This is a genomic window from Corynebacterium sp. UMB9976 (assembly GCF_030212265.1).
In the GTDB taxonomy this organism is placed as follows: Bacteria; Actinomycetota; Actinomycetes; order Mycobacteriales; family Mycobacteriaceae; genus Corynebacterium.
In genome coordinates, this window is record NZ_JASODY010000002.1 from 181,477 (window position 1) to 205,362 (window position 23,886).

The window sequence follows — 23,886 nt, forward strand, 5'->3', positions numbered from 1 at the left end:
GACAAGGGATGTGGCCGAGCGGAACGCCCATTCGCCAGACAAAACCGGCCCGGCTTTTTAACATAGGTTCCCTGACATACTTATTTGCCACGATGTTTACCCATCGCGTGCACCACAGACCCGGGAAGGTAAGTCGCCATGGCCGCAACCCACTACGACGTTCTCATCATCGGCTCCGGTTTCGGCGGTTCCGTCACCGCCCTACGCCTCGTCGAGAAGGGATACAAGGTCGGTGTTCTGGAGGCCGGCAAGCGCTACGCGGACAAGGACTTCGCGAAGAACTCCTGGCACCTCAAGCAGTTCCTCTGGGCGCCCGCGATCGGCTGCTACGGCATCCAGCGCATCCACCTGCTGCGCAACGTCATGATCCTCGCCGGCGCAGGCGTGGGCGGTGGTTCGCTGAACTACGCCAACACCCTCTACCAGCCCGAGGACGAGTATTTCCGCAATAAGCAGTGGGCGCACATCACCGACTGGAAGGACGAGCTGACCCCCTACTACGACCAGGCACGCCGCATGCTGGGTGTGGTCACCAACCCCACCATGACCCCGGCGGACAAGCTGTCGAAGCAGACTGCCGAGGAACTCGGGGTGGGCGATACCTTCCGCATGGCACCGGTGGGCGTATTCTTCGGCGAGAAGGTCGGGCTCGAAGGCCAGCCGAAGGAAACCGTGGACGACCCCTACTTCGGTGGTGCAGGCCCGCAGCGCACCGCCTGCCACGAGTGCGGCGAGTGCATGACCGGCTGCCGCCACGGGGCGAAGAACACCCTGCTGAAGAACTACCTCTACCTCGCCGAGAAGGGCGGGGCCGAGGTCCACCCGCTGACCACGGTCACCGACATCACCCGCAAGCCGGGCGGCGGCTGGAACGTGGATACGAAGGCCACGGGAGGCCTGCTGGGCAAGAAGAAGACCCGCCGCTTCACCGCGGACAAGGTCGTCGTCGCTGCGGGTGCGTGGGGCACCCAGAACCTGCTGCACCGGCAGAAGGTCAACGGCAACCTACCGCAGCTGCCGGACTCCCTCGGCACGATGACCCGCACGAACTCCGAGGCCCTGCTCGGCGCGCAGTTCAAGAAGTACGACCCGGAGTGGGACTTCTCCGAGGGCGTGGCCATCACCTCCAGCTACTTCCCCGCCCCGGATACCCACATCGAACCAGTCCGCTACGGCAAGGGCTCGAACTCCATGGGCCTGCTGCAGACCCTCATGACCGACGGCGACAAACTGCGCCCCCGCGTGCTCGAGTTCCTCCGCCAGCTGGTTCTCCAGTTCCGCCAGATCCCTCGCCTGCTGAACCTGCGCCGCTGGTCGCAGCGCACGGTGATCAACCTGGTGATGCAGTCCCGCGATAACTCGCTGACCACTTACCCGCGCACGCTCGGGAAGTTCACCTGGCTGACCTCCAAGCAGGGCACCGGCGAGCCGAATCCGAACTGGATCCCGGAGGGCAACAAGGCCACCCGCATCCTGGCCTCCCTGCGCAAGGGTGGCCTGGCTGGCGGGGTGTGGTCAGAGGTGGTCGATATTCCGCTGACCGCCCACTTCCTCGGCGGCTGTTCAATCTCCAGCTCCCCGGCCGATGGCGTGGTGGATCCCTACCACCGCGTGTGGGGGCTGCCGGATCTCTTCGTGGTCGACGGCTCGTCCATGGCCGCCAACCCCGGCGTGAACCCTTCCCTGTCCATCACCGCCAACGCGGAGCGCGCCGCTGCGATGTGGCCGAATAAGGGCGAAGCGGACCCGCGCCCCAACCAGTCCGAGGGATATCAGCGCATCGAGGCCGTGGAGCCGGCCTCCCCGATGGTTCCTGCCACCGCCCCGGCCGCGCTGCGTCTGCCGATCACCCCGGTGGGACACTAGCCCCACCCAGCCCGGTATAACTGGCTGTTATGGCGCAGAAGAACAACGGTCCCAAAGCGGGTAAGTACGGAACGGTCGGCGGCGTGGTCGTCGCCCTGGCGCTGGCCGGGGCGAGCCAACTCGGTCTCTTCGGCGATGACGATAACGGCGGTGGCCAGGATGGCAGCTCCCAGTCCGGGCAGTCCTCCAACGCCGCCCAGCAGAACCCGGGCGCGGATAGCGCTGCGGGTTCCGAGTGCGCGGTGGACACCCTGCCGGAGGAGGCCCGGGAGCAGATCGAGGACATTCTTACCGGCGCCCCCTCCGACGACGGCCCGCACGACGGCAAGCACTTCGGCAATTACGAGGGCCTCCTGCCGAAGGAGAAGTCCAGTTATTACCGCGAGTACACCGTCAAAACCCCGGGCCTGAATCACCGGGGCGAGCGCCGCCTCGTCGTCGGCGGTGGCACAGAGACCGACCCTGAGGTCTGGTACTACACCTCCGACCACTTCGAAAGCTTCTGCGAGATCCCCGACGCCGAGGATTAACGCGAAGAAAACACTAAGCCCACGCCGCGCTGATACCGGCAGCGGAGGCGTCCAAGCGCTCCAGCCGGGATTCGGTGAGCGAGGCGACCTGGTCGATGACCACACGTCGACGCTCCACCTCGGTGGCCGCGTTCTCGTACCAGAGCCGAAAGACCGGATCCAGCGCCCCGGCACCGCCCCGGGCCAGGAACTCCGTGACGCGGAAGATGCGCTCCCGCTGCCGATCCTGCTCCGCCAGGTGCAGCTTCTCGTCCATCACATAGAGCACGGCGATGGACTTCAGCAGCGTGACCTCGGCCTTCACCTCCGCGGGGATGACGAGGTTCGCGGCATACCGGCCCAGCGGCCCTGTGCCGTACTCCCGACGGGTCGCGGTGACCACGGCCGTCACAAAGCGGCTGACCAACTCCGAAGTCATCGATTTCAGCGCGACCAAGTCCTGCAGGCTGTGGCGGAAGTCCGCGGCCCGGGAGACCACCGGCATCTGCCGCAGCCGGTCCGCCGCCTCCAGCAACTCCTCGGGTTCCCCGCCGAAGTGGTGGGCTCCCTTGTCCGCGAGTGCTGCCAGCTCCACCAGGTCCCACAGCACACCCAGGGTGATGCGACCGGAGAGCATGCCATCCTCGACGTCGTGGACGGAGTAAGCAACATCATCCGACCAGTCCATGATCTGTGCCTCCAGGCACTGCTCCCCCTCGGGCGCGCCCTGACGGATCCACTCCAGGATGTGCAGGTCGGACTCGTAGGCACTGTACTTGCGGCGCGGGGTGCCATCCGGGGCGGTCGGCCCCCAGGGGTATTTGCAGGCCGCATCCAGGGCGGCGCGGGTGAGGTTCAGACCATAGGAGGTGCCGTCCTCCCCAAGGGTCTTCGGCTCCAGGCGAGCCAGGATGCGCAGGGTCTGCGCGTTACCTTCGAAGCCGCCGATGCTGGCCGCGGCCTCGTCCAGGGCGCGCTCGCCGTTGTGGCCATAGGGCGGGTGGCCGATGTCGTGGCTCAGCCCCGCCAAGTCCGCGAGGTCGGGGTCCGCGCCCAGGGTCTTGCCGATGCCGCGGGCAATCTGGGCGACCTCCAGGGAGTGTGTGAGCCGGGTGCGCGGGGTATCCCCTGACCCCGGCCCCACGACCTGCGTCTTATCGGCCAAGCGGCGCAGCGCCGCGGAGTGCAGGACGCGCGCCCGGTCGCGGTCGAAATCCTCCCGTCCATCCGGGACCGATCCCTCCAGCCCCAGGGTCTTCGGTGCGACGGCATGACGGCGCGCGCAGTCGTGCTCCGTGTACTGATACCGCTGCATCTCGCGCTCCGTTAGTCCTGTCTCCGTCCCCGTGGGAGGTCGTTACCAGGTGCCCCGCACCGGCAGAACCACCCCAGCCCACGGGGTGTTTAACCCCTAGACGCTGCCGATGTTGCCCTCGGCGAAGAAGTGGTGGCCCGGGCGGCGCACACGGCCCTGCACCGGCGGCAGCATCGAGTACTGGTCGTAAGTCGCGCGGTCGTAGTCACGCTGCCAGTCGTCCGGAGCCTTGCCTTCCAGCAGGCTACCCGGCTCGAGCCACGGGTAGAGATCCTCGTACGGGCGGGCCTGGGTCTGGTCCACGCGGCGCACCAGGTGGCCGGGTCCCAGCTGGCTGACGTCATGCAGACCCATGGCTCCCAGAATGCGAGTGGTGGACTTCAGCGTATTGCGGTGGTAGTTCGCCACACGCTCGGCCTTGCTGTCCACGTCCAGGCCGCGGGAGAGCCACGGGTTCTGGGTGGCCACACCAGTCGGGCAGGTATTGTCGTGGCACTTCTTGGCCTGGATGCAGCCTGCGGCCATCATCATGCCGCGGGCGGACATCGTGAAGTCCGCGCCGATCGCGAGGCGGCGGATGATGTCCGCGCCACCGACGACCTTGCCGGCCGCGCCGACGGCGACCTGGTCGCGCAGACCCGTGCCCACCAGGGCATTGTGGACGATCATCAGCCCCTCGGTCAGCGGGGTACCCACACGGTCCAGGAACTCCAGCGGGGCCGCGCCCGTGCCGCCCTCGGCACCGTCGACGGTGATCCAATCCGGCGCGGTCTTCGCCTTGAGCATCGCCTTACACAGGGAGAGCACCTCGTGGCGGGAACCCACGCAGAACTTGATGCCCACCGGCTTGCCATTGGCCAGGCGGCGCAGCTTCTTGACGAAGTGCATCAGCTCGAGTGGGGTGTCGAACTCGGAGTGCCACGCCGGGGAGAGGCAGTCCTGCCCCTCCTCGATGCCACGGGCCTCGGCGATCTCCGCGGTGACCTTGTGGCCCGGCAGCATGCCGCCCATGCCGGGCTTCGCACCCTGGCTGAGCTTGATGAGGATGCCCTTGACCTCCGGGTAGTTCGCCTTGACGCGGAACTGCTCCGGGTCGAAGTGGCCATCCTCGGTGCGGCAGCCGAAGTAGCTGGAGCCGATCTCCCAGATCAGGTCCGCGCCGTACTCCAGGTGGTACTTGGTCAGTCCACCCTCGCCGGTTTCCTGGATGAAGCCGCCCATCGCCGCGCCCTTGTTCATGGCGAGCACGGCGTTGGCGGACAGGGAGCCGAAGGACATCGAGGAGATGTTGAACAGGGAGATGTCGTAGGGCTGGGTGCACTCCGGGCCGCCGAGGCGCACGAGTGGCGCATCGGTGCGGGCCGGCACCGGGTGGGTGGAGTGCAGCAGGTGGTCGTGGCCCGGCACGAAGAGGTCGCGCTGGGTACCGAAGGCCTCCTCCGCCGGGATGTTCTTGGCGTTCTGGTAGACCATCGTGCGGGTCACGCGGTCGAACGGGCGGCCGTCGGTGTTGGACTCGACGAAGTACTGCTGGATCTCCGGTCGGATGGATTCCATCAGCCAGCGGGCGCGGCCCAGGACCGGGTAGTTACGGCGAATAGCGTGCTTGGGCTGGACGATGTCCACCGCCGCGACGGCAGAGGCGGCCAGTGCCCCGTACTTCACCGCTTTACGGATGAGTTTGCGACCACTTGGCATTGATGATGCTCCTTAAGAATTTTATTCTTCGGCTAGGTGGTGAACCAGACGACAATCGCGATGACCACGCAAATGGCCAGCGCCATCGTCAACATCCCCGTGGTTCGAACCACTCGAGTTTCCAGGGTACGCCGGGCAACCCAGGATACGAAGACCTGGACATCCAGCGGCAGCTTCTCCCCCGGCCCTTCGAACTCCACGTGGAGGTTGCGCAGGCCCCGGTTGTCGGAACTGTACTGCCCAGCCTTCTCGCCATCGATGTCGAGGACGAAGTTGCGTCGGGATTCAGCAATGATTCCGATTTCGTGGCGGTCCGCGTTGATGGTCACCCGGTCCGCGGTGTGGAACTTATCGCTGTTCCCCTTCGCAGTCCAGGTGCCCGTCGGGGTCTCCGCCTGTGCCTCCGGCCCCTCGTCGGCGGTGAGCCGCCAGGTGTCGCCGCCAAAGCGGATGTGCTGCACCCCGCGCTCATCGGCGAACTCCGCGATGCGGTCCATGTCATCCGCCGGTCCGGCGTAGATCGGGAAGGTGTGCCCGTCGCTGGGCACGCCCCATCGGATGTCGCTGTTCATTAGCAGCCAGCCAGGCGCTGTGCGAGGTAGCCCTCGAGCTCGTCGATGGCGACGCGCTCCTGCTCCATCGTGTCGCGCTCGCGGACGGTGACGGCGTTGTCCTCCAGGGTGTCGAAGTCAACGGTCACGCAGTACGGGGTGCCGATCTCGTCCTGACGACGGTAACGGCGGCCGATGGCACCGGAGGTGTCGTAGTCGATGTTCCACAGACCGCGCAGCTTGTCAGCGATCTTCTCCGCCGTCGGGGTCAGGGTCTCCTTCTTCGACAGCGGCAAGACGGCGACCTTCACCGGGGACAGGCGCGGGTCCAGCTTCAGGACGGTGCGGGTGTCGGTGCCGCCCTTAGCGTTCGGCACCTCCTCCTCGGTGTAGGCGTCGACGAGGAAGGCCATCAGGGAGCGGCCCAGGCCGGCGGCCGGCTCGATGACGTACGGGATCCAGCGCTCTTCCTTCTGCTGGTCGTAGTAGGACAGATCCTCGCCGGAACCCTCGGAGTGGGTCTTCAGGTCGTAGTCCGTGCGGTTGGCGACGCCCTCGAGCTCGCCCCACTTGGAGCCGGTGAAGTGGAAGGCGTACTCGACGTCCACGGTGCGCTTGGCATAGTGGGACAGCTCGTCCTCGGTATGCTCGCGCAGGCGCAGGTTCTCGCGGTCGATACCCAGGTTGACGTACCAGTTCAGGCGCTGCTCGATCCAGTACTCCTGCCACTCCTCGTCGGTGCCCGGCTCGACGAAGAACTCCATCTCCATCTGCTCGAACTCGCGGGTACGGAAGATGAAGTTGCCCGGGGTGATCTCGTTGCGGAAGGACTTACCGATCTGGGCGATACCGAACGGTGGCTTCTGGCGGGAGGAGTTCATGACGTTCTTGAACTGCGTGAAGATGCCCTGTGCGGTCTCCGGACGCAGGTAGGCCAGGCCTTCCTTGTCGTCGACCGGGCCCAGGTAGGTCTTCATCAGGCCGGAGAAGGCGCGCGGCTCGGTCCACTTGCCCGGCTGGCCGGTCTCCGGGTCGTTGATGTCGGCCAGGCCGTTTGCCGGCGGGTGGCCGTGCTTCTCCTCGTAGGCCTCCAGCAGGTGGTCGGCGCGGTAACGCTTGTGGGTGTAGAGGGACTCGACCAGTGGGTCGGTGAAGACGTCCACGTGGCCGGAGACCTCCCACACGCGGCGCGGGAGGATGACGGAGCTGTCCAGGCCGACGACGTCGCCGCGGCTGGTCACCATCGAACGCCACCACTGGCGCTTGATGTTCTCCTTGAGCTCCACGCCCAGCGGGCCGTAATCCCACGCAGAGCGGGTACCGCCGTAAATCTCACCACAGGGGTAAACCAGGCCGCGACGCTTCGCGAGGTTGACAACGGCATCTACTTTTCCTGCCATGCTGGGACGCTCTCCTTTAAAAACGAACTCTGTTCTGCAATTTCTTGCACTGTTGCGCGACGTGCATTCCTGGGCACCAGGGCAGTCGCTTACCAGAGGCCATCTTAACCGATATGGCAATTCGGCGTTTCAGTGCGCCCCCTCCCCACCGAAGCGCCCCCAGACTCACTATTGACAACTTATTGAAAATCAGCGTCGGCAGGGCTAGGCTTCGATTCATGGTCAGCAAGAACTCCACCGGCGGAATCAACATCGGTCAACGCAACACCCGGCAGCGCGCGGCGGTCGTCGCCATGCTCGAACAGGTTGAGGAGTTCGCCAGCGCCCAGGACATCCACGCGCGCCTCGTCGCGGCCGGCGAGAAGGTTGGGCTCACCACGGTCTACCGCACCCTGCAGCAGATGTCCGCGATGGGGGCGATCGACACGCTCAACAACGAGTCCGGGGAAACCCTCTACCGGCGCTGCGCCATGGACACCCACCACCATCACTTGGTGTGCAACGAGTGCCGCACCACCGTGGAGATCGACGGCGGCCCGGTGGAGGATTGGGCCCGCGACGTCGCAAAGAAGTACGGATTCCGCAAGACCGGCCACACCGCGGACATCTTCGGCCTCTGCGCCGATTGCGCCGCCAAGAAGTCCTAGAAGTTTTAGACGCTGACGTCGAAGAGGGAACCCAGCCCGTAGGTCACCGCAGCGGCCCCGGCACCGATCGCCAGCTGGCGGAACGCGCGCTTAGCCGGGGAGGCACCCGAGAGCAGGCCCACGATCCCGCCGGTCAGCAGCAGCGCCAGGCCCACCAGCACGCAGGCGATCACCGCCGCGCTCAACCCCTCCGCACCAAAGAGGTACGGCAGCACCGGCACGATCGCGCCCAGGGAGAACAGCAGGAAGCTCGACACCGCGGCGGAGACCGGAGAGCCCGTGGACTCCTCGTCCCCCTTCTCTGCCTCCGCCGAATCCCCGTGACGAGGGGACTCGTGAGCCGGATCCTCGTGGGTCAATCCCACGCCCACGGCCGGGGAGGAAAGAATCTCCTCGAAGACCCGCTGCGCCTTCGCCCGGGCCTCCTCTGGCGCCATGCCGCGGGCGCGGTAGACCAGCTCCAGCTCGTTTTCCCGCACGTCCAGCTTGGGCACCGCCCCCGCCGTGTCTTCCGCCGGGGCGTTGGCGGCGAGCAGCTCCTGCTGGCTAGACACCGAAACGTATTCGCCGGCCGCCATGGACAGCGCACCGGCAAGCAGCCCGGCAATGCCGGTGACCAGCACGACCTGCCCGGACGCGCCGGTGCCCACCATGCCGAGCACTAGCGCGAGGTTCGACACTAGCCCGTCGTTGGCCCCGAAGATCGCTGCCCGGAAGTCCCCCGACATCCGTGCCCGGCCACGCGCCGCCAGACCGCGGACAACCTCGGCGTGAATGGCCTCGTCCGCGAGGATGGAATCCGCCGCGTCGATATCCGCCACCCCGCTGCGGCGTTCCTCAGCCGACTGCAGCAGCGCAAGCACGAAGACCGAACCGAAGCGCTCCGCCAAGAAGGCGTGCATCCGGGTGCTGAAACTGGCCTTCTGCGGCAGGCCAACGTACTCGCCCAGCCGGGCACGCCAATAGGCCTCGTGCCGGGCCTCCGCCTCAGCCAGGCCGAGCAGGATCTCGCGCTCCTCCCCCGTCTTCTTGCGCGCCAGCTCGCGGTAGACGGCCCCCTCCGCCCGCTCGTCGGCGAGATAGCGCCGCCACGTGGCGATCTGCTTCTTGGTCGGCTGCTCCACTGGTTGCTCAGCCGGCAGCCCGTCAGGCTGCTCGTTGGGCCGCTGATCCGGCTGATCAACCACGAACCATCACGCCTTCCTCACGCCGCGGCGGCGACGTCCTAAAAAAATCAGAGAAGCAGAAAAGAAAACCAGAGAGCAATCCTACTTCACGCCACCGAAACGGCGATCCCGCGAAGCGAACTCCCAGATCGCCCCGCGCAGGTGAGCCGGGGTGTAGTCCGGGAAGAGCACCTGCTGGTAGACCATCTCCGCGTAGGCCGACTGCCAGATCAAAAAGTTGCTGGTCCGCTGCTCCCCCGACGGGCGCAGGAACAGGTCCACGTCCGGCATGTCGGGCTCGTCGAGGTAGCGGGAAAAATCCTTCTCCGAGACATCCCGGGGCTTGATCCGCCCCTGATTCGCCTCCGCCACCAGGGCCTTCGCCGCATCCGCGATCTCCGCGCGGCCGCCGTAGTTGATGCACATGTACAGCGTCATCCGGGTGTTGTGCTTCGTCTGCTCCTCCGCGCGCTCCAGCTCGCTAATCACCGAGCGCCACAGGCGCGGTCGGCGGCCCACCCAACGGATCCGCACCCCGAGGGAGTCCAGGTAATCGCGCTGTTTGCGCAGCACATCGCGGTTGAAGCCCATGAGGAAGCGCACCTCCTCGGCCGAGCGTCGCCAGTTCTCCGTGGAGAAGGCGTAGGCGGAGAGCGCCTCGACACCCAGCTCCAGGCACTCCTCGACCAGGCTGATCAGCACCGACTCCCCGCGCTTGTGCCCCTCGGTGCGTGCCAGGCCGCGTTCCTGCGCCCAGCGACCGTTGCCGTCCATGACCAGCGCGATGTGCCGCGGCACAAGTCCAGTAGGCAGGCTGGCGATCTGTTCTCGGGTTGCGGTTTCGTTCTTCACAACAGCCATTGTGCCAGCCCCACCTCGCGGATCCGTTATCCCCTCCCGCGGTCACCCCGTTGTTGTGGGGACGACGCCACCGGCTGGCGGATGATTCTTCCCGGCCGGGTCCGATCGGTTCACAGGGCCGCGTAGGCCGGGCAGGCGACCTCTAGCTGCTGGCGGACGTGTGCCAGCAGCAGTTCGTGGGCCACCCGCACATTGCCGGGATTGGCCGCGACCTGGGCGGCCACTGCCAGCCGATCGTGAGCCAGCAGCCACAGCAGGCGCACCGCCTCGGGCGGCGGGGTGGCCGAACCCGGTGGGCGGCAGAGCACGCACACGCTGCCCCCGGCGCGCGGATGGAAGGCCCGGTGTGGCCCGGGACGGCCGCATTGGGCGCAGTCCACGAGGCTAGGCATCCAGCCAGCTTCTGCGAGCCCGTGGAGGACGAAGCGATCGGCCACGCTCACTGGGGGCAGCTCTGGGGTGGCTGGGTCAGTTCCGGCAAGGAGGGCGAGACCTGCGTCCAAGCTAGAAAAGACGGCTTCGGAGGACCCTTCCGCGGTGGAGAGGATCTGGGCGAGCTCCAGCATCGCGGCCCCGGCGAAGTATTTGTCCACGTCCGCGACGATAGGGCCGGCGTAACTAGCCAGGGAGGCGGCGTCCGTGATCTTTCCCAGGCTACGGCCCCGGTAGACCTGCACGTTGACCTTCGAGAAACGATCGAGGCGGGCCCCGAAGCGGGACTTCGTCTTGCGGATGCCCTTGGCGACCGCGCGCACCACCCCGTGACTGCGGGTCAGCAGCACGAGGATGAGGTCGGCCTCCCCCAGCTTGTAGCTGCGCAAGACAAAAGCCTCGTCCCGGAAGTTCGGGCGAGGCGAGAAAGATGACATGGCTGACAGGCTACCGCGTGAGGCAGCTACTTAGACGATGAGCTCGGGGTGCGCGTCGGAGCGGCGACGGATCCGCTGCCAGGCCGTGGCCGTCGCGGCGATGGCGGCGACCATCTCCAGGCCGACGCGCAGCAGGGCGATCTCGATGAAGGCGAGGACAGCGTAGAGCACGCCGGAAACCAGAACATTGGCCACGTTCGGCTCGAAGCTGATCTCCGGAGAGCTGGTGAAGAACTCGGAACCATCGAAGCCGTTGATGGAAATGCCCACCCCACTCAGCCCGATCATCGAACCGAAGGTCATAACCACCGCGTTCACCAGAATGATCACGATGCCCAGGATGTAGAGCACCCGGATGAAGCCGGGGGAAAGGATGCGGTCAAAGCCGAAATCCGTCAGGGTCCGGAGGAAGGCCCCCTGTTGCGCAGGCTGGTTAGTTCTGCGCGCCATGGTTCTGTCCCGGGTTCTGGTTCTGCTCCTGTTCCATGGCGCGCAGGCGCTGCTCCTGGCGCGCGTCGATGGCCTGCACCGACTGGGAAGTGCGGATCAGGGACACTGCAACCTCGAGGTAGACGCGGGACAGCGCCAGCACCGCCACCGTGATCAGCACGATCGGCGGGACAGCCAGGACGAAGACCAGCAGGCTGAAGCCCAGCGGCTGCCCGGAGAAGAACACGCTCACCGCCCCCAGCAGCGCCAGCCCCGCGGCCACGCCGATAACCACGAAGAGCACCATGTACAGCACCTGGGCCACGCTCGGGGTGACGTAGCGGCGGAAGCTGAAGTCGAAAAGCGCGCCGAGGAAGCTGCCGCCCTGCGGGTCCTGAGCCCCGGGGCTGGGCCGATACTCCGGAGTGCGATTTTCCATGCCCTGGCCCTGCAGGAAGGTCTCATTGGCCTGCCGGGCCTGCTCAGGTGTCAGCTCGCCCGGGGTGCGGGGCGAGAAGTCGGAAGGTTGGTTCTCGGGGTTATCCATGTGTACTCCTTGGATGCGCGATCGCGCCGGTGTGCCGCGACGCGCCCAGTGGCCGGGCCGGGCGTGGTTTTAGAAGCCCATGCGCTCCAATGCCTTCGGGTCGGATTGCCAGTTCTTTGCCACCTTCAGGCGGACGTCCAGGTAGATGTTCTGCCCCAGCATCTCGATGATCTGGAGGCGAGAGTTGTGCACGATCCGCGACAGGCGGCGGTTGTTGCGGCCCCGCAGGATGGCCTTCTGGCCCTCCCGCTCCACGTAGATCACCGCGTGCACGTTCAACACGCCCTCCCTGGTCGGGGACGGCAAGATCTCATCGACCTTCACAGCCACCGAGTGCGGCAGCTCGTGTTCCAGTCCGCTCAGCGCGGCCTCGCGGATCAGCTCGGCGATGCGGGTCTCGGTGTCGTCGTCGGTGACGTGGTCATCTGGGTAGAACTTCGGTCCCTCGGGCAGCTTTTCGGCGATGACGTCCACCAGGGTGTCCAGCTGGAATCCGTCCTGGGCGGACAGTGGGACGACGTCCACCTCGGCGCCGTCGAGTGCTTCGGTGAGCATGGCGTGCAGGCCGAGCAGCTGCTGGCCAACCCGGTCTTTGGAGACCTTGTCGGTCTTGGTGACGATGCCCATCAGCGGCACCTTGAGCGCGACCTGGCGGACGTTCTCCACGATCCAGCGGTCGCCGGGGCCGATCTTCTCATCGGCTGGCACGCACACACAGATCAGGTCCATGTCCACGTAGGTTTCCTTGACCACGTCGTTGAGCCGCTCGCCCAGCAGTGTGCGCGGCCGGTGCAGGCCCGGGGTGTCCACGACGACGATCTGGGCCTTCGGGCGATGCACGAGCCCACGGATCGGGTGGCGGGTGGTTTCCGGCTGATCGGCCGTGATGGCGATCTTCTCCCCAACCAGGGCATTCGTCAGCGTGGATTTACCGGTATTCGGCCGGCCCACGAAGCTCACGAAGCCGGAGCGGAAGCCCTCGGGCGTGTCGAAGCCGAGCCCAGCACCCGCACCGTCGGCAGCGGGGCTGCCTGCTGTTGGGTTGGCAGCGGCATCGGCGGGGAGCATCGACTCATCGGGGAAGTTCATCTCGCTAGTCACCCTCCCCATTCTGCCCTACTGCAGGCCGCGGGGCGGAATCATCGCGTCGCGGGGCAACCTCGCCGGAACCGGACGGGCCCACCGCCTCGGCGCTATCCGCATCGGGCTGTTCCTCCCCCGGGTCCACCCGGCTGACGACCGCGGACTTCACGATGTAGCGCCCCCTCTTGTTATGACCGCCCTCGAAGACCAGGTGCAGCCCGGCGGTGGTGATCTCCGCCCCCGGCATCGGCACCTTGCCCAGCTCCAGGGCGCCCAGCCCAGCCACGGTGTCGGCCTGGTCGTGCTGCTCCTCGCTGAATTCGATCTCCGTGGCCCGCTCCGGAATCCAGCTGCGGTCCTCCCAGGAGCCTTCTCCGCCGCGTTCCTCGTGGTCTGCCTCCCCGTTTCCAGGCTCGCCACGGGAGGGATTCCTCGGCTCCCCGTGGTGTCCGCCCTCGTAGCGCTGCTCGCGGAAAAGCTCCTCCAGCTCCCCCAGGGAAAGCCGGGAGCTGACCCGGTAGCGGCCATCGCCCAGCTCCTCAATCGGCAGGTCCTCGTCGGCGTCGTACTCGTCGGAGATCTCGCCGACGATCTCCTCCAGGATGTCCTCGATGGAGATCAGGCCCGCGACCGCGCCGTACTCGTCGACCAGTATCGTTAGGTGCACCTGGTCCCGCTGCATGTCCTCAAGCAGGTCGGTGAGCAGCCGGGAATCGGGGACGAAATTCGGCTTGCGCATCACCTCGGTCACCGGGGTGTGACGGCCGGCGTCCTGGTCGTGGTACGTCTGCGCGACCAGGTCCTTCAAGTAGACGATGCCGACGATGTCGTCGACATCCTCGCCGATCACCGGAAGCCGGGACAGCCCCGAGCGCACGCACAGGCTCGTCGCCTGCCCGGCGGACTTCGTGCCCTCGATCCACACCATCTCCGTGCGGGGCACCATCACCGCACGCGCGGTCGTATTCGTCAGATCGAAAACAGACTGGATCATCCGGCGCTCGTCCGTCTCCACGATCCCACGCTCCGTCGCGATGTCCACCATCTCCCGCAACTCAATCTCCGAGGCGAACGGGCCGTCCCTAAAGCCACGGCCCGGGGAGAGCACCGAACCGGCGCGCACCAACCCGCGGGCGAGAAAACCGAAGACCCGGTTCACCCCTAGCAGGAGCGGGGCCGCCGCCAGGGAGATGGAGTAGGGGTTTTGACGTCCCAAAGTACGAGACAGCACGCCGATGACGACGAAGTTGATGAGCGCCGTCAGCAGGATCGCGGCAAGCAGAGACCAAACGTGTAGGCCGAAAGCCTCGACGAACACCGCGGCCATCAGCGCCGTGCCCGTGACCTCGCACAGGGTGCGCAGCAGAACAAGCAGGTTAATGTGCTCCGCGCGGCGGGCCATGACCTTCGCCAAGCGGCGAGCCCCCGGGCGCTCGTCCTTCACCAGCGATTCGACCCGCGCCGGAGAGAGCGAGGATAGTGCTGTCTCAGCAAGGGAGAACATCGCGCCGACCGCGAGCGCGAGGATCAGGCCAATAGTGCCAGCTATTATCCAGGAGTCCATTTACTTCGGCTCGGTTTCTGGTCCTGTGCTGAAGGAGCTGCCGGAGCCGGTGTCGTCGCGGTCAGCGGCGCTCGGGAAGGCTGCAGCACCGCTTGGCTTCGGGCCGAACTTCACGCCGCGCTCCTCCTGGGAGTCGTACCAATTCGCCAGGACCTCGTTCTGGATGGAGAACATCTGCTGCTCCTCCTCCGGGGTCACGTGGTCGAAGCCCAGCAGGTGCAGCACGCCGTGCACGGTCAGCAAGTCCAGCTCGTGGGCCAGGGAGTGGCCGGCGCGCTCGGCCTGCCCCTTCGCGAAACTCGGGCAGAGCATGATGTCGCCCAGCATCGCCGGGGAGGTCGGCGGGCCGTCCTTGCGGCCCCAGCCCGGGGTCAGCTCATCCATCGGGAAGCTCATCACGTCCGTCGGACCCGGCAGGTTCAGCCAGCGCAGGTGGAGGTCGGCGATGGTCTCCTCGTCCACGATGTGGATGGACAGCTCCGCGCTGGAGTGGACGTCCATGGTCCACAGCGTGTAGCGGGCGACGTCGATCAGCTCTTCCTCGTTGATCTCGCCCCAGCCGGATTCGTTAAAAACCTCGATGCTCACTAGCGGGTTCTCCATTCCTGTTCTTCTTCACGGTCCAAGCGGGCGAGCTCCTCTTCAGCCTCGAAGCGCTCATAGGCGTCCACGATGCGGGTCACCAGGCGGTGCCGGACGACGTCGTTGCTGCTGAGCTCGGCGAACCGGATGCCGTCCACCCCATCCAGGATCTCCTGGCTGGCGGCCAGGCCGCTGCGCTGCTTCTTCGGCAGGTCCACCTGGGTCAGGTCGCCGGTGATCACCATCTTCGAGCCGAAACCCAAGCGGGTAAGGAACATCTTCATCTGCGCGGGCGTGGTGTTCTGTGCCTCGTCCAGGATGACAAAGCTGTTGTTCAGCGTGCGGCCGCGCATATAAGCCAGCGGGGCGACCTCGATGACGCCGGACTCCATGAGCCGTGGAATGATCTCCGGATCCACCATCTCCCGCAGCGCGTCGTGGAGGGGGCGCAGGTAGGGGTCGATCTTGTCGCCCAGGGTGCCGGGCAGGAAGCCGAGGTTCTCCCCCGCCTCCACGGCCGGGCGGGTGAGGATGATCCGGGTGACCTCCTTGGCCTGCAGCGCCTGCACGGCCTTGGCCATCGCCAGGTAGGTCTTGCCCGTGCCTGCGGGGCCAAGCCCGAAGACGACCGAGTAATTGTCGATCGCCTCGACGTACTCTTCCTGGCCGAGAGTCTTGGGGCGCACCGCCTTGCCGCGGTAGCTGACGATGGGGGCGGCCTTGTAGTTCAGTACTGCGCCTTGCTCGTCGAGCATGTCGATGATGCGGCGAGTGACGTCCGGGGTGACCGTCTGGCCGTGGTCGGCGATGGCGGCCATCTCCATCAGGATCTTGCGGGTGCGGCTCACTTCACTGGCTTCGCCGCGCAAGACCAGGTGGTTGCCGCGGGTCAGGATGTCTGCATCGACGACGTCTTCGACGATCCTGAGATTTTCATCTGCTGGACCGGAGATGGCCAGCACGGCTTCTGGAGGAAGTTCGAGGGTGGAGCTGGCGACTCGCGGGCGTGGTGACTGCGCTGCGTGGGCTCCGTGGGTGCGGACATTATGAGGAACCATATGGGCCTTATCCTACCGCGCCCCAACGGTCCGTGAGGGCGCCAATCGCTCCCAGCGCCACCGCGCCGGCGGTGGCCGTGCGCAGCACCTCGGGGCCAAGGACAACCGCGTGGCCGCCGAGCTCCTCGAGGGTCGCTAGCTCGTCCGGAGCGATGCCGCCCTCTGGGCCGATGACCAGCACGATGTCCTCGACCCCAGCCGCGCTCTCAACGAAGGAGCGGAAGTTGCCGCGGGCGTCCTCGTGAAGCATCCCGAGCCGTGCGGTTGGTTGTGGCCCGGCGAGCGTCGGCACCAGCTCTGGCAGGTCAGTGAGGTTGCGCAACAGACCGGTGATCTCGGGAAGGACGAGCCGGCGGGACTGCTTGGTGGCCGCGAACGCGGTTTTCTCCCAGCGGGCCAGAGCCTTATCTTCCTTCTTATCCCAGCGGGCGATGCAGCGGCTGGCCGCCCACGGGATGATGCGATCCGCCCCTGCCTGGACCATCAGGTCCACCGCTAGCTCGGAGCGGTCGGACTTCGGAAGCGCCTGGACGATCGTCACCCGAGGCGTGGGCTGCGGTAGCTCCAGCAGCTCAGTGACCTGAACCCCGGCGGCGGAGAACGCACCGCGCACGGCGGTGGCGGCCCCGTCGCTGACGATGACCGCCTCCCCGTCGGCGATGCGCTTGACCTGGCTGTGGCGAGCCTCCGCCCCGGTGAGCTGGACGGAATCACCGACCGCAATCCCCTCGGGCAGGGGCTGGATGAACACCGATTCTGTCACTAGATTCTTTCCGCTTCTTCTGCTGGTGCCTCGGCTGGCTGAGCCGAGGCACGGGTGCTTGGCCAGGCCGGCCTTAGCGGCCTCCCCGCGCCTTCTTAGGTGCGGGAGAAGTGCTTGCGCAGCCGGGAGAACAGGCCGCTGTGCTGGCCACCCTTCGTATTCACTGCCACGTCTTCCTTGGAGTGCTCACGCAGCTGCTCCAACAGGTCGCGCTGCTTGTGGCTCAGGTTGGTCGGCACGGTGACGTCCACGTGGACGATCAGATTGCCGTGGCCCTCGCGGCGCAGGTGCGGCATGCCCTGACCAGACAGGCGGATCTGCTCGTCCGGCTGGGTTCCTGCCGGGATCTCCACCGACTCGCTGCTGCCATCCAGCAACTCCAGGGAGGTCTTCGTCCCCAAAGCGGCGTCCACCGCCGGGACGGAGATGGTGACGTGCAGGTTATCGCCCTCACGGATGAACATCGGGTGCTCCTCGGCCTGGACCTCGATGTAAAGGTCACCGGCCGGCCCACCGCCCGGGCCAACCTCGCCCTCACCGGCCATGCGGATGCGCATGCCGTCGGAAATACCGGCCGGGATATTTACCGCGATGTCGCGGCGAGCGCGCACCCGGCCATCGCCCTGGCAGTTCTCGCACGGGTCCTCGATGACCTCGCCGGTACCACCGCAGCGGTGGCACGGGCGGGCCACCTGCACGCGGCCCAGGATGGAGTTCTGAACCTCCATGACCTGGCCCTGCCCGTGACAGGTAGGGCAACCCACCGGCTCGGACTTGGACTGCGAACCCGTGCCCTCGCACGGCTCGCACAGCACGGCGGTGTCCACGGTGACCTCGTGCTTGATTCCGGTGTAGATCTCCTCCAGGCTCAGCGAGATGCGCAGCAGCGCATCGTTGCCGCGGCGCACCCGGGGGACGCGCTGGCCAGTTCCCCCGCCGCCACCGCCGAAGAAGGCGTCGAAGATATCCCCCAGGCCACCGGTGCCGAAGCCACCGCCACCGCCCGGTTGGCCGAAGCCCTGCTCCTCCGGGTCCCCGCCGGCGTCCACGATCTGGCGCTTCTGCGGGTCAAGGAGAACCTCCTGGGCAAGGCTCGCCTCGCGGAACTTCTCCGCCGCGTCCTCGGACGGGTTGACGTCCGGGTGGTACTTGCGGGCGACCTTGCGATAAGCCTTCTTGATCTCCGAATCGGTGGCGTTTCGGTCCACGCCCAGAATGCCGTAATAGTCACGGGCCACGGTGAGTTTTATCCCCTTTGCTCGCTATCGAAACCAAACTTGCAGTCTACTCCCCGGCCAGAATCCGGGATACATAGTGCGCCACTGCGGTCACCTTAGACATCGTGCCGGGGTAGTCCAAGTGGGTCGGGCCCAGCACACCGAGCCCGCCCATGACCGCGTTTTCCGAGCCATAGCCGGTGGAGATCACCGAGGCGCTGCGCAGTTCTTCGTCCTCGTTTTCCTCGCCGATGCTGACCTGGATGCCCATGTCGCGAACCCCGGAGAGGAGTTTGAGAACGACGACCTGTTCTTCCAACGCTTCGAGCACCGGGGTTAATTCCCCCACCCGGGCGATATTTGGGGTACCAGCGAGGATGAGCCGGTCGTTGGGGCGCTCCACCATGGTCTCCATCAGCACGGTCGCCACCGCGATCAGGGCTGGCCGCAGCTCCGCGGGTACCGTCTTCGACCTGGCCTCCTGGGCCAGGGAGGCGATCTTCGCGCAGGCTTCCTCCAGGGTGAGTCCGACGACGCTGTGGTTGACCAGGTCGCGGACGCGCGGCAGGTCGGACTCGGCGAGCGGCTCCGCGAGGTCAACGTTGCGCTGGTCGACCCGCCCGGTGTCCGTGATGAGGACGACGAGCAGGCGGTGGGTGGTCAGGTGCACGAGCTCGCAGTGCTTCACCCGGCCGATGCGCATGTCCGGCAGCTGGACGACCGCCACCTGGCGGGTCAGCTGGGCCAGCAACTGAACGCTGCGGCGCAGGACGTCCTCCAGGTCCACCCCATGCTCCAGGAAGTCCAGGATCGCCCGGCGCTCCGGCATGCTCATCGGCTTGACCGCGTGGATGCCGTCCACGAAGTGGCGGTAGCCCTTCGCGGTGGGGATGCGCCCGGAGCTGGCATGCTGCTGGGTGATGTAGCCGTCCTGCTCGAGGACAGCCATGTCGTTGCGGATCGTCGCGGAGGACACACCCAACTGGTGCCGGTCGAGGAGCATCTTGGAACCCACCGGCTCCTGCAGGGAGATGTAGTCCGACACGATGGCGCGCAGCACCTCGCTGCGGCGTTGCTGAGTCGACAGCGACGCGCGATTCTTCGGCACGCGATTAGTCACGGAAAAAGCTCACCACCATCTATTCTGCTTCTCCCCCAGCCTAGGCGAAAGGCCCGACTCACTCCATGATCACTCCATGGCGAGCAGCAGATCGGTGACGATGCCATCCACCAGGTAGCGACCCTGCTCCGTGACCCGCAGACGCTGCGCGTGCGCATCGACCTCGAGCAGCCCCAGGCGCTGGTAACGCTCGATTTCCGCCTCGGCTCCCGCCAGCCCGGCGAGCGCGACTCCCTCCCGCAGTCGCAGCCCCAGCATCAGGTGCTCGGTGGCCAGGTCCGCGCGGCTCAGCGGCTCGAAGGTCACCGCTGGCAGGTCGCGGCGCTGAATGAGGGCCTCCCAGTAGCGGGCAGGGTACTTGGCGTTAACCAGGCGGGTGATGCCAGAGAAGTCTTCCGCGCCAACGCGCTCCGCGGCCTCGGCCGGTAGGTACTGCGCCGCCGCGTCCTCTTGTAGCCGCACGCAACCGTGGGCTCCCGGGCCCGCGCCCCACCACTGACCGTCGCGCCAGTAGATGAGGTTGTGCTCGCACTCCCCGCCCGGCTTGGCCCAGTTGGAGACCTCGTACCACTGGAAACCAGCCTGGGCGAGCCGCTCGTCGATCATGCGGTAACGATCGGCGTAGACGTCCTCGTCCGGGGCGGGCAGCTCCCCGCGGCGGACCTTGCGGGCCATCGCGGTGCCGTCCTCGACGATGAGGGAGTAGGCGGAGACGTGATCCACGTCCGCCTCAATGACGGCATCCACGCTGCGGGCCAGGTCCTCGTCGCGCTCGGTGGGCGTGCCGTAGATCAGGTCCAGGTTCACGTGCTCAAAGCCCGCGGCCTTGGCCTCGGCCACCGCCTGTTCCGGGCGGCCGGGCGTGTGCTGGCGCTCCAGAACCTTCAGCACGTGCCCCGCCGCCGACTGCATGCCAAGCGAGATCCGGTTGAAGCCGGCCTCGCGGAGTCGGGCGAAGAATTCCGGGCTCGTGGACTCCGGGTTAGCCTCGGTAGTGACCTCCGCGTCCGGGGCCAGGCCGACAGTGCGACGCACCGCGTTGAGGGCACGCACCAGCCCCTCGGCACCCAGCATGGAGGGGGTACCGCCGCCGAAGAAGACCGTGCTCACCCCGGGGTCGGATGCTCCCTCGTAGAGTCCTCGCCGATCCCAGGCCGCTGCCGCCAGCTCGAGTTCCACCTCGAGCGCGTCGAGATAGCCGGCCGGGGTGCGCCCCTGCGCGGACCCCATGCTGGCGGAATCGGCGGCCAGCTCCGCGGGGGTATAGGTGTTGAAGTCGCAATAGCCGCAGCGCGAGGCGCAGAACGGCACGTGGATATACAGCCCGCTGGTCATGCCCAGCTACACTACCCGGCCGCGACGCTTCGTCAGCTTTACGATGAGCTGCTCGATGCGCGCCCGCTCGGCGAGGAACTGCGGTGGGGCTTCTCCGCGCATGGCTTGCGCCACGGCGGGTTGTTTGGCCACGCCCTCCTGCCAGTGCGCCACGATCTCCCGAGTGCGCTTCTCCGCCTCGTTGAAGACCTGCGGCAGGAGCACGGCTTGCGCGTTGATGGCCAGGTCGGTCTGCTGGACGACCCACTCGGCGAGCTTCTCCAACTCCCCGATGAGCTCCTCGTTGCGCTCGCGCAGCCACAGCCGCCAGCCGACGGTCGTCGCCATCTGCGGCCGGGCTTCGTCGTCAGCGTCCTGCGAAGAGGACGTCGCCCCGGTTGCAGCCTCACCGCTGTCAGTCGGCAGTGTGGGTGCACCTTTGCGCAGGAAGGACAGGGTGCGCCCGGGGTGGTGGAAGGTATTGGACATCTCGCCGCTGCGCACGCCGGAGACGAAGGCCTGGCGCAGGCCGTTGAGCTCCGCGAGCCCCGGCCGGACCTCCTTGCGCCCCTGGCGGACGACGGAGGTGAACTCGAGCAAGCAGTCCTCGACCAACTCGCCGTCCCAGTCCGCGATGGCCTGGGCAATGTGCTCGATGTGCTCGGCGATTTCATCGCCGATGTCGTAGATGTTCTGGGTGAGGTCGCGCACGCGCAGCGACGCATCGTAGTGCACGTGACCTCCCTTTTTCGCTTCGTCCACGACATCCGGCACTTCGCCTTGTAGCTTCCGGTTCCCTGTAGGGTGGCGCATAAAAGGCTGTACCCGCATCACATTATGTGAGTGATGCGGGTACGTCCGGGAGGCTTGGCCGTGTCCGGGGATTTATATGAGCTTTCGGCCCCTCACCGCCACCGGGTGGGGCGGCGATTGGGGCCGGGCAGCTACTTCTCGGAGTAGATCCAGGCGATGTCGTCGGCGAAGTTCTTCTCCACCATGAAGCGCTTGAGCTTCATCGACGGGGTGACCTCACCGCGCTCCTCCTCGAAGTCGCGGTGGACGATGCGGAACTTCTTGATGCCCTCCGCGTGGGACACCGACTGGTTAGCCTCGTTGATCGCGTCCTGAATCTCGCCGCGCAGGTTCGGGTTCTTCGCCAGCTCGCGGATCGAGGTATTGGCGGAGATGCCGTTGCGGGCCTTCCAGCTCTCCACCGCATCCTCATCCAGGGAGATCAGGGCGCCGATGAACTTCTGATCATCGCCCACGACCATAGCCTGGGAGATCAGCGGGGCGGAACGCAGGATGTCCTCCAGCGGACCCGGGGAGACGTTCTTACCGCCGGCAGTAACGAGGATTTCCTTCTTGCGGCCGGTGATGCGCAGGTGGCCGGTCGGCAGCAGGGCGCCCAGGTCGCCGGTGGCGTAGAAACCGTCCTCGTCGAAGGCCTCCTTGGTGGCCTCCTCGTTGTTCCAGTAGCCGCCGAAGACGACGTCTCCCTTGAGCAGGATCTCGCCGTCGTCGGCGATGCGGACGGTGTTACCGCCAACGGGGCGGCCCACGGTGCCGATGATGTTATCCGGCTCGAAGTTCACGGTGATGGCGGCGGTGGACTCGGTCAGCCCGTAGCCTTCGTAGATGTACACGCCGACGCCGCGGAAGAAGTGCATGAGCTCCGCGTTGAGTGCCGAGCCGCCAGAGATGGCGTACTCCAGCTCCCCACCCATGGCCTCGCGAACCTTGGAGTAGATCAGCTTGTCGAAGATGGCGTGGCTGGCCTTCAGGGCCAGGTTCGGGCCCTGTGGGGTGTCCAGCGCCTTGGAGTACTCCACGGCGATCTTCTCGGCGCGCTCGAAGAGCTTCTCGCCGATCTTGGATCCATCGGAGGCCTTAGCACGCATGCCCGCGTGGACCTTCTCGAAGACGCGTGGCACGCCCAGGATCATGTTCGGATTGGAGCGCTGGAACTCGGTGACCAGAGTGCCGAAGTCCGACCAGTGGGTCTGAGTGCAGCCGGTGATCAGCAGCAGGTAGGACACCGCGCGGGAGAGCACGTGAGCCAGTGGCAGGAAGGTCACCGCGCTCTTGCCCGGCATACCCAGGCGACCAATCGGGTGAGTTCCCAGGCCGCGGGCCTCGCTGAGCCAGTTGGAATGCAGCACCATGCAGCCCTTCGGTCGGCCGGTGGTGCCGGAGGTGTAAACGATGGAGCAGACATCGGAGGTACGCACGTCGGCGATGCGGGCCTCGACCTCGTCCTGGGAGATCTTCTTGTCGCGGCCGTCGTTGATGAGAATGTCGACGGCGCCGCGGTTGATGCCCAGCACACGCGTCAGCGGTTCCTTCTCGGTAACAGTGCCGTCCTCGGGGATGAAGTTCTCGAGGCGCTCGCAGTGCTCCTGCGTCTCACCGACGGCGAAGCTGGCGCCGGAGTCCTGCACGATCCAGGCGCACTGGGAGGTCGAGGAGGAGGGGTAGATCGGCACGGAGATCGCGCCTGCAGCCTGGATCGCCAGGTCGAGCAGCGACCACTCGTAGCGGGTTTCCGACATGATGACGACGCGATCCTTGGCCTTCACCCCATTGGCGATGAGGCCGCGGGCGACGGCGTAGACCTCGTCGAGGAACTGGGTGGTGGTGACGTCCTCCCAGTCGAAGTTCTTCGGGCGACTGAAGGAGACCACGCTGGGGTGATCTTTCTGCAGGTCACGCAGCGCGGTGAGAATCGTCTCGTTCTCGCCGATGGTATACAGCGGTTCTGAGGTGTATTCCGTCCTCATCATTCTCCTTTGTGGACCGTAGCTCAGGAATAGATTTCGCTACAGCTATAAAAACACACATAAGTGGTGCAGATCACTAAAACGCCAATTTTCCCGAGTCGTGCATCTTTGCGGGCCTCCCCCACCGCCAAGGGGTGAAGACCTTAAAGGACGTTAGTCGCGAGCCACGCCACGAGAAGGAGCACGAGCAGCAGGGCGAGGGCCTGCCGAACCTTCGAATGGTGCTTCATGGTTTCCTAAACACTCTCCTGTTCACCGCAGCGCCCGCCATCAGCATCGGCGCCGCACTCTGGCTGAGAACCCGGGGACCGTTGAGCAGACCCCGAGGTCGTAGGTTTTTCAACCTGCGCTGCCAGCAGCTTCACGCTCTCTGGCCCCAGAACCTCCGCCTCCTCGGCACTTCGCGGGATAATCCCCCAGAGCACCTTATTGAGCAGCCAGGAGGCACCCCCGGCGAAGGCAGCCAGGAACGCCACCACCACCGGAGCCTGGATCCATACCGAGGCGTTGATCAGCCAATTCATGTTCTCTCTACCGAGAATCTACT

General features: G+C 66.2%; 23 protein-coding genes. 3 read left to right on the forward strand and 20 right to left on the reverse strand.

Going from position 1 to position 23,886, the window contains the following annotated elements:
* The first annotated feature begins 138 nt into the window (after window positions 1-138).
* Both QP140_RS02425 and QP140_RS02430 read left to right on the forward strand, forming a co-directional pair.
* The gene (locus QP140_RS02425; RefSeq protein WP_284757930.1) at window positions 139-1,866 is read left to right on the forward strand and encodes an FAD-dependent oxidoreductase; all 1,728 of its coding nucleotides are present in this window, start codon (window positions 139-141) and stop codon (window positions 1,864-1,866) included.
* 29 nt (window positions 1,867-1,895) lie between these two features.
* Window positions 1,896-2,396 carry a ribonuclease domain-containing protein gene (locus QP140_RS02430; RefSeq protein WP_284757931.1) on the forward strand — a complete coding sequence of 167 codons (501 nt, stop codon included), beginning with the start codon at window positions 1,896-1,898 and terminating at the stop codon, window positions 2,394-2,396.
* Between the two features lie 13 nt (window positions 2,397-2,409).
* On the opposite strand, the gene QP140_RS02435 is transcribed toward QP140_RS02430, so the two are convergent.
* The 4 genes from QP140_RS02435 to QP140_RS02450 form a co-directional block, all read right to left on the reverse strand.
* Entirely contained in the window at window positions 2,410-3,690 is a 1,281-nt protein-coding gene (locus QP140_RS02435; protein ID WP_070757670.1) for a deoxyguanosinetriphosphate triphosphohydrolase, read from the reverse strand.
* A 96-nt stretch (window positions 3,691-3,786) separates the two neighbouring features.
* Window positions 3,787-5,388 carry an FMN-binding glutamate synthase family protein gene (locus QP140_RS02440; RefSeq protein WP_070761619.1) on the reverse strand — a complete coding sequence of 534 codons (1,602 nt, stop codon included), beginning with the start codon at window positions 5,386-5,388 and terminating at the stop codon, window positions 3,787-3,789.
* Between the two features lie 32 nt (window positions 5,389-5,420).
* Window positions 5,421-5,960 carry a hypothetical protein gene (locus QP140_RS02445; protein ID WP_070757666.1) on the reverse strand — a complete coding sequence of 180 codons (540 nt, stop codon included), beginning with the start codon at window positions 5,958-5,960 and terminating at the stop codon, window positions 5,421-5,423.
* Window positions 5,960-7,339 carry a glycine--tRNA ligase gene (locus QP140_RS02450; protein ID WP_070757664.1) on the reverse strand — a complete coding sequence of 460 codons (1,380 nt, stop codon included), beginning with the start codon at window positions 7,337-7,339 and terminating at the stop codon, window positions 5,960-5,962. The genes QP140_RS02445 and QP140_RS02450 overlap by 1 nt, the downstream gene beginning before the upstream one ends.
* Before the next feature lie 113 nt (window positions 7,340-7,452).
* On the opposite strand from QP140_RS02450, the gene QP140_RS02455 reads away from it, so the two are divergent.
* Complete coding sequence (locus QP140_RS02455) at window positions 7,453-7,986, forward strand: Fur family transcriptional regulator (protein WP_336620618.1); 534 nt, start codon at window positions 7,453-7,455, stop codon at window positions 7,984-7,986.
* Between the two features lie 5 nt (window positions 7,987-7,991).
* On the opposite strand, the gene QP140_RS02460 is transcribed toward QP140_RS02455, so the two are convergent.
* The 16 genes from QP140_RS02460 to QP140_RS02535 form a co-directional block, all read right to left on the reverse strand.
* On the reverse strand, window positions 7,992-9,173 hold the full coding sequence (locus QP140_RS02460) for a VIT1/CCC1 transporter family protein (protein WP_284757934.1): 1,182 nt from the start codon (window positions 9,171-9,173) through the stop codon (window positions 7,992-7,994).
* A gap of 81 nt (window positions 9,174-9,254) precedes the next feature.
* Window positions 9,255-10,013, reverse strand: a complete 759-nt coding sequence (locus tag QP140_RS02465; RefSeq protein WP_012360574.1) for an isoprenyl transferase — start codon at window positions 10,011-10,013, stop codon at window positions 9,255-9,257.
* Between the two features lie 110 nt (window positions 10,014-10,123).
* Window positions 10,124-10,882 carry a DNA repair protein RecO gene (gene recO / locus QP140_RS02470; RefSeq protein ID WP_015381768.1) on the reverse strand — a complete coding sequence of 253 codons (759 nt, stop codon included), beginning with the start codon at window positions 10,880-10,882 and terminating at the stop codon, window positions 10,124-10,126.
* A 30-nt stretch (window positions 10,883-10,912) separates the two neighbouring features.
* Complete coding sequence (locus QP140_RS02475; protein ID WP_148792508.1) at window positions 10,913-11,332, reverse strand: DUF4282 domain-containing protein; 420 nt, start codon at window positions 11,330-11,332, stop codon at window positions 10,913-10,915.
* On the reverse strand, window positions 11,316-11,858 hold the full coding sequence (locus QP140_RS02480) for a DUF4282 domain-containing protein (RefSeq protein ID WP_148812221.1): 543 nt from the start codon (window positions 11,856-11,858) through the stop codon (window positions 11,316-11,318). The genes QP140_RS02475 and QP140_RS02480 overlap by 17 nt, the downstream gene beginning before the upstream one ends.
* Before the next feature lie 69 nt (window positions 11,859-11,927).
* Window positions 11,928-12,968 (reverse strand): GTPase Era, encoded by a 1,041-nt coding sequence (era, locus tag QP140_RS02485; protein ID WP_284757935.1) that lies wholly within the window; start codon window positions 12,966-12,968, stop codon window positions 11,928-11,930.
* Window positions 12,952-14,505, reverse strand: coding sequence for a hemolysin family protein (locus QP140_RS02490; protein WP_284757936.1), 1,554 nt, complete (start codon window positions 14,503-14,505; stop codon window positions 12,952-12,954). The genes era and QP140_RS02490 overlap by 17 nt, the downstream gene beginning before the upstream one ends.
* On the reverse strand, window positions 14,506-15,093 hold the full coding sequence (ybeY, locus tag QP140_RS02495) for an rRNA maturation RNase YbeY (protein WP_210398558.1): 588 nt from the start codon (window positions 15,091-15,093) through the stop codon (window positions 14,506-14,508). It abuts the gene before it with no gap.
* A complete protein-coding gene (locus QP140_RS02500; RefSeq protein ID WP_070761610.1) occupies window positions 15,093-16,145 on the reverse strand; it encodes a PhoH family protein in 1,053 nt (350 codons plus the stop codon). The genes ybeY and QP140_RS02500 overlap by 1 nt, the downstream gene beginning before the upstream one ends.
* A 7-nt stretch (window positions 16,146-16,152) precedes the next feature.
* Window positions 16,153-16,908 carry a 16S rRNA (uracil(1498)-N(3))-methyltransferase gene (locus QP140_RS02505; RefSeq protein ID WP_284757937.1) on the reverse strand — a complete coding sequence of 252 codons (756 nt, stop codon included), beginning with the start codon at window positions 16,906-16,908 and terminating at the stop codon, window positions 16,153-16,155.
* A 95-nt stretch (window positions 16,909-17,003) separates the two neighbouring features.
* Window positions 17,004-18,146 carry a molecular chaperone DnaJ gene (gene dnaJ / locus QP140_RS02510; protein ID WP_284757938.1) on the reverse strand — a complete coding sequence of 381 codons (1,143 nt, stop codon included), beginning with the start codon at window positions 18,144-18,146 and terminating at the stop codon, window positions 17,004-17,006.
* Window positions 18,147-18,192: 46 nt separating this feature from the next.
* Window positions 18,193-19,245, reverse strand: coding sequence for a heat-inducible transcriptional repressor HrcA (hrcA, locus tag QP140_RS02515; protein WP_284757939.1), 1,053 nt, complete (start codon window positions 19,243-19,245; stop codon window positions 18,193-18,195).
* Between the two features lie 69 nt (window positions 19,246-19,314).
* Window positions 19,315-20,580 (reverse strand): radical SAM family heme chaperone HemW, encoded by a 1,266-nt coding sequence (gene hemW, locus QP140_RS02520; RefSeq protein WP_284757940.1) that lies wholly within the window; start codon window positions 20,578-20,580, stop codon window positions 19,315-19,317.
* A gap of 6 nt (window positions 20,581-20,586) precedes the next feature.
* Window positions 20,587-21,333: a hypothetical protein gene (locus QP140_RS02525; protein ID WP_284757941.1), complete on the reverse strand. Its 747-nt coding sequence runs from the start codon at window positions 21,331-21,333 to the stop codon at window positions 20,587-20,589.
* A gap of 170 nt (window positions 21,334-21,503) precedes the next feature.
* Window positions 21,504-23,339: an AMP-dependent synthetase/ligase gene (locus tag QP140_RS02530; RefSeq protein ID WP_284757997.1), complete on the reverse strand. Its 1,836-nt coding sequence runs from the start codon at window positions 23,337-23,339 to the stop codon at window positions 21,504-21,506.
* A 236-nt stretch (window positions 23,340-23,575) separates the two neighbouring features.
* Entirely contained in the window at window positions 23,576-23,863 is a 288-nt protein-coding gene (locus QP140_RS02535) for a hypothetical protein (protein WP_284757942.1), read from the reverse strand.
* Window positions 23,864-23,886: the final 23 nt, after the last annotated feature.

What these genes read in the sequence shown, in the direction of transcription:
- QP140_RS02425 (WP_284757930.1), top strand. Translation starts at nt 139, where the DNA reads ATGGCCGCAACCCACTACGACGTTCTCATCATCGGCTCCGGTTTCGGC.
- QP140_RS02430 (WP_284757931.1), top strand. Translation starts at nt 1,896, where the DNA reads ATGGCGCAGAAGAACAACGGTCCCAAAGCGGGTAAGTACGGAACGGTC.
- QP140_RS02435 (WP_070757670.1), bottom strand. Translation starts at nt 3,690, where the DNA reads ATGCAGCGGTATCAGTACACGGAGCACGACTGCGCGCGCCGTCATGCC.
- QP140_RS02440 (WP_070761619.1), bottom strand. Translation starts at nt 5,388, where the DNA reads ATGCCAAGTGGTCGCAAACTCATCCGTAAAGCGGTGAAGTACGGGGCA.
- QP140_RS02445 (WP_070757666.1), bottom strand. Translation starts at nt 5,960, where the DNA reads ATGAACAGCGACATCCGATGGGGCGTGCCCAGCGACGGGCACACCTTC.
- QP140_RS02450 (WP_070757664.1), bottom strand. Translation starts at nt 7,339, where the DNA reads ATGGCAGGAAAAGTAGATGCCGTTGTCAACCTCGCGAAGCGTCGCGGC.
- QP140_RS02455 (WP_336620618.1), top strand. Translation starts at nt 7,453, where the DNA reads ATGGCAATTCGGCGTTTCAGTGCGCCCCCTCCCCACCGAAGCGCCCCC.
- QP140_RS02465 (WP_012360574.1), bottom strand. Translation starts at nt 10,013, where the DNA reads ATGGCTGTTGTGAAGAACGAAACCGCAACCCGAGAACAGATCGCCAGC.
- recO (WP_015381768.1), bottom strand. Translation starts at nt 10,882, where the DNA reads ATGTCATCTTTCTCGCCTCGCCCGAACTTCCGGGACGAGGCTTTTGTC.
- QP140_RS02475 (WP_148792508.1), bottom strand. Translation starts at nt 11,332, where the DNA reads ATGGCGCGCAGAACTAACCAGCCTGCGCAACAGGGGGCCTTCCTCCGG.
- QP140_RS02480 (WP_148812221.1), bottom strand. Translation starts at nt 11,858, where the DNA reads ATGGATAACCCCGAGAACCAACCTTCCGACTTCTCGCCCCGCACCCCG.
- era (WP_284757935.1), bottom strand. Translation starts at nt 12,968, where the DNA reads ATGGGGAGGGTGACTAGCGAGATGAACTTCCCCGATGAGTCGATGCTC.
- QP140_RS02490 (WP_284757936.1), bottom strand. Translation starts at nt 14,505, where the DNA reads ATGGACTCCTGGATAATAGCTGGCACTATTGGCCTGATCCTCGCGCTC.
- QP140_RS02500 (WP_070761610.1), bottom strand. Translation starts at nt 16,145, where the DNA reads ATGGTTCCTCATAATGTCCGCACCCACGGAGCCCACGCAGCGCAGTCA.
- hemW (WP_284757940.1), bottom strand. Translation starts at nt 20,580, where the DNA reads ATGACCAGCGGGCTGTATATCCACGTGCCGTTCTGCGCCTCGCGCTGC.
- QP140_RS02530 (WP_284757997.1), bottom strand. Translation starts at nt 23,339, where the DNA reads ATGAGGACGGAATACACCTCAGAACCGCTGTATACCATCGGCGAGAAC.
- QP140_RS02535 (WP_284757942.1), bottom strand. Translation starts at nt 23,863, where the DNA reads ATGAATTGGCTGATCAACGCCTCGGTATGGATCCAGGCTCCGGTGGTG.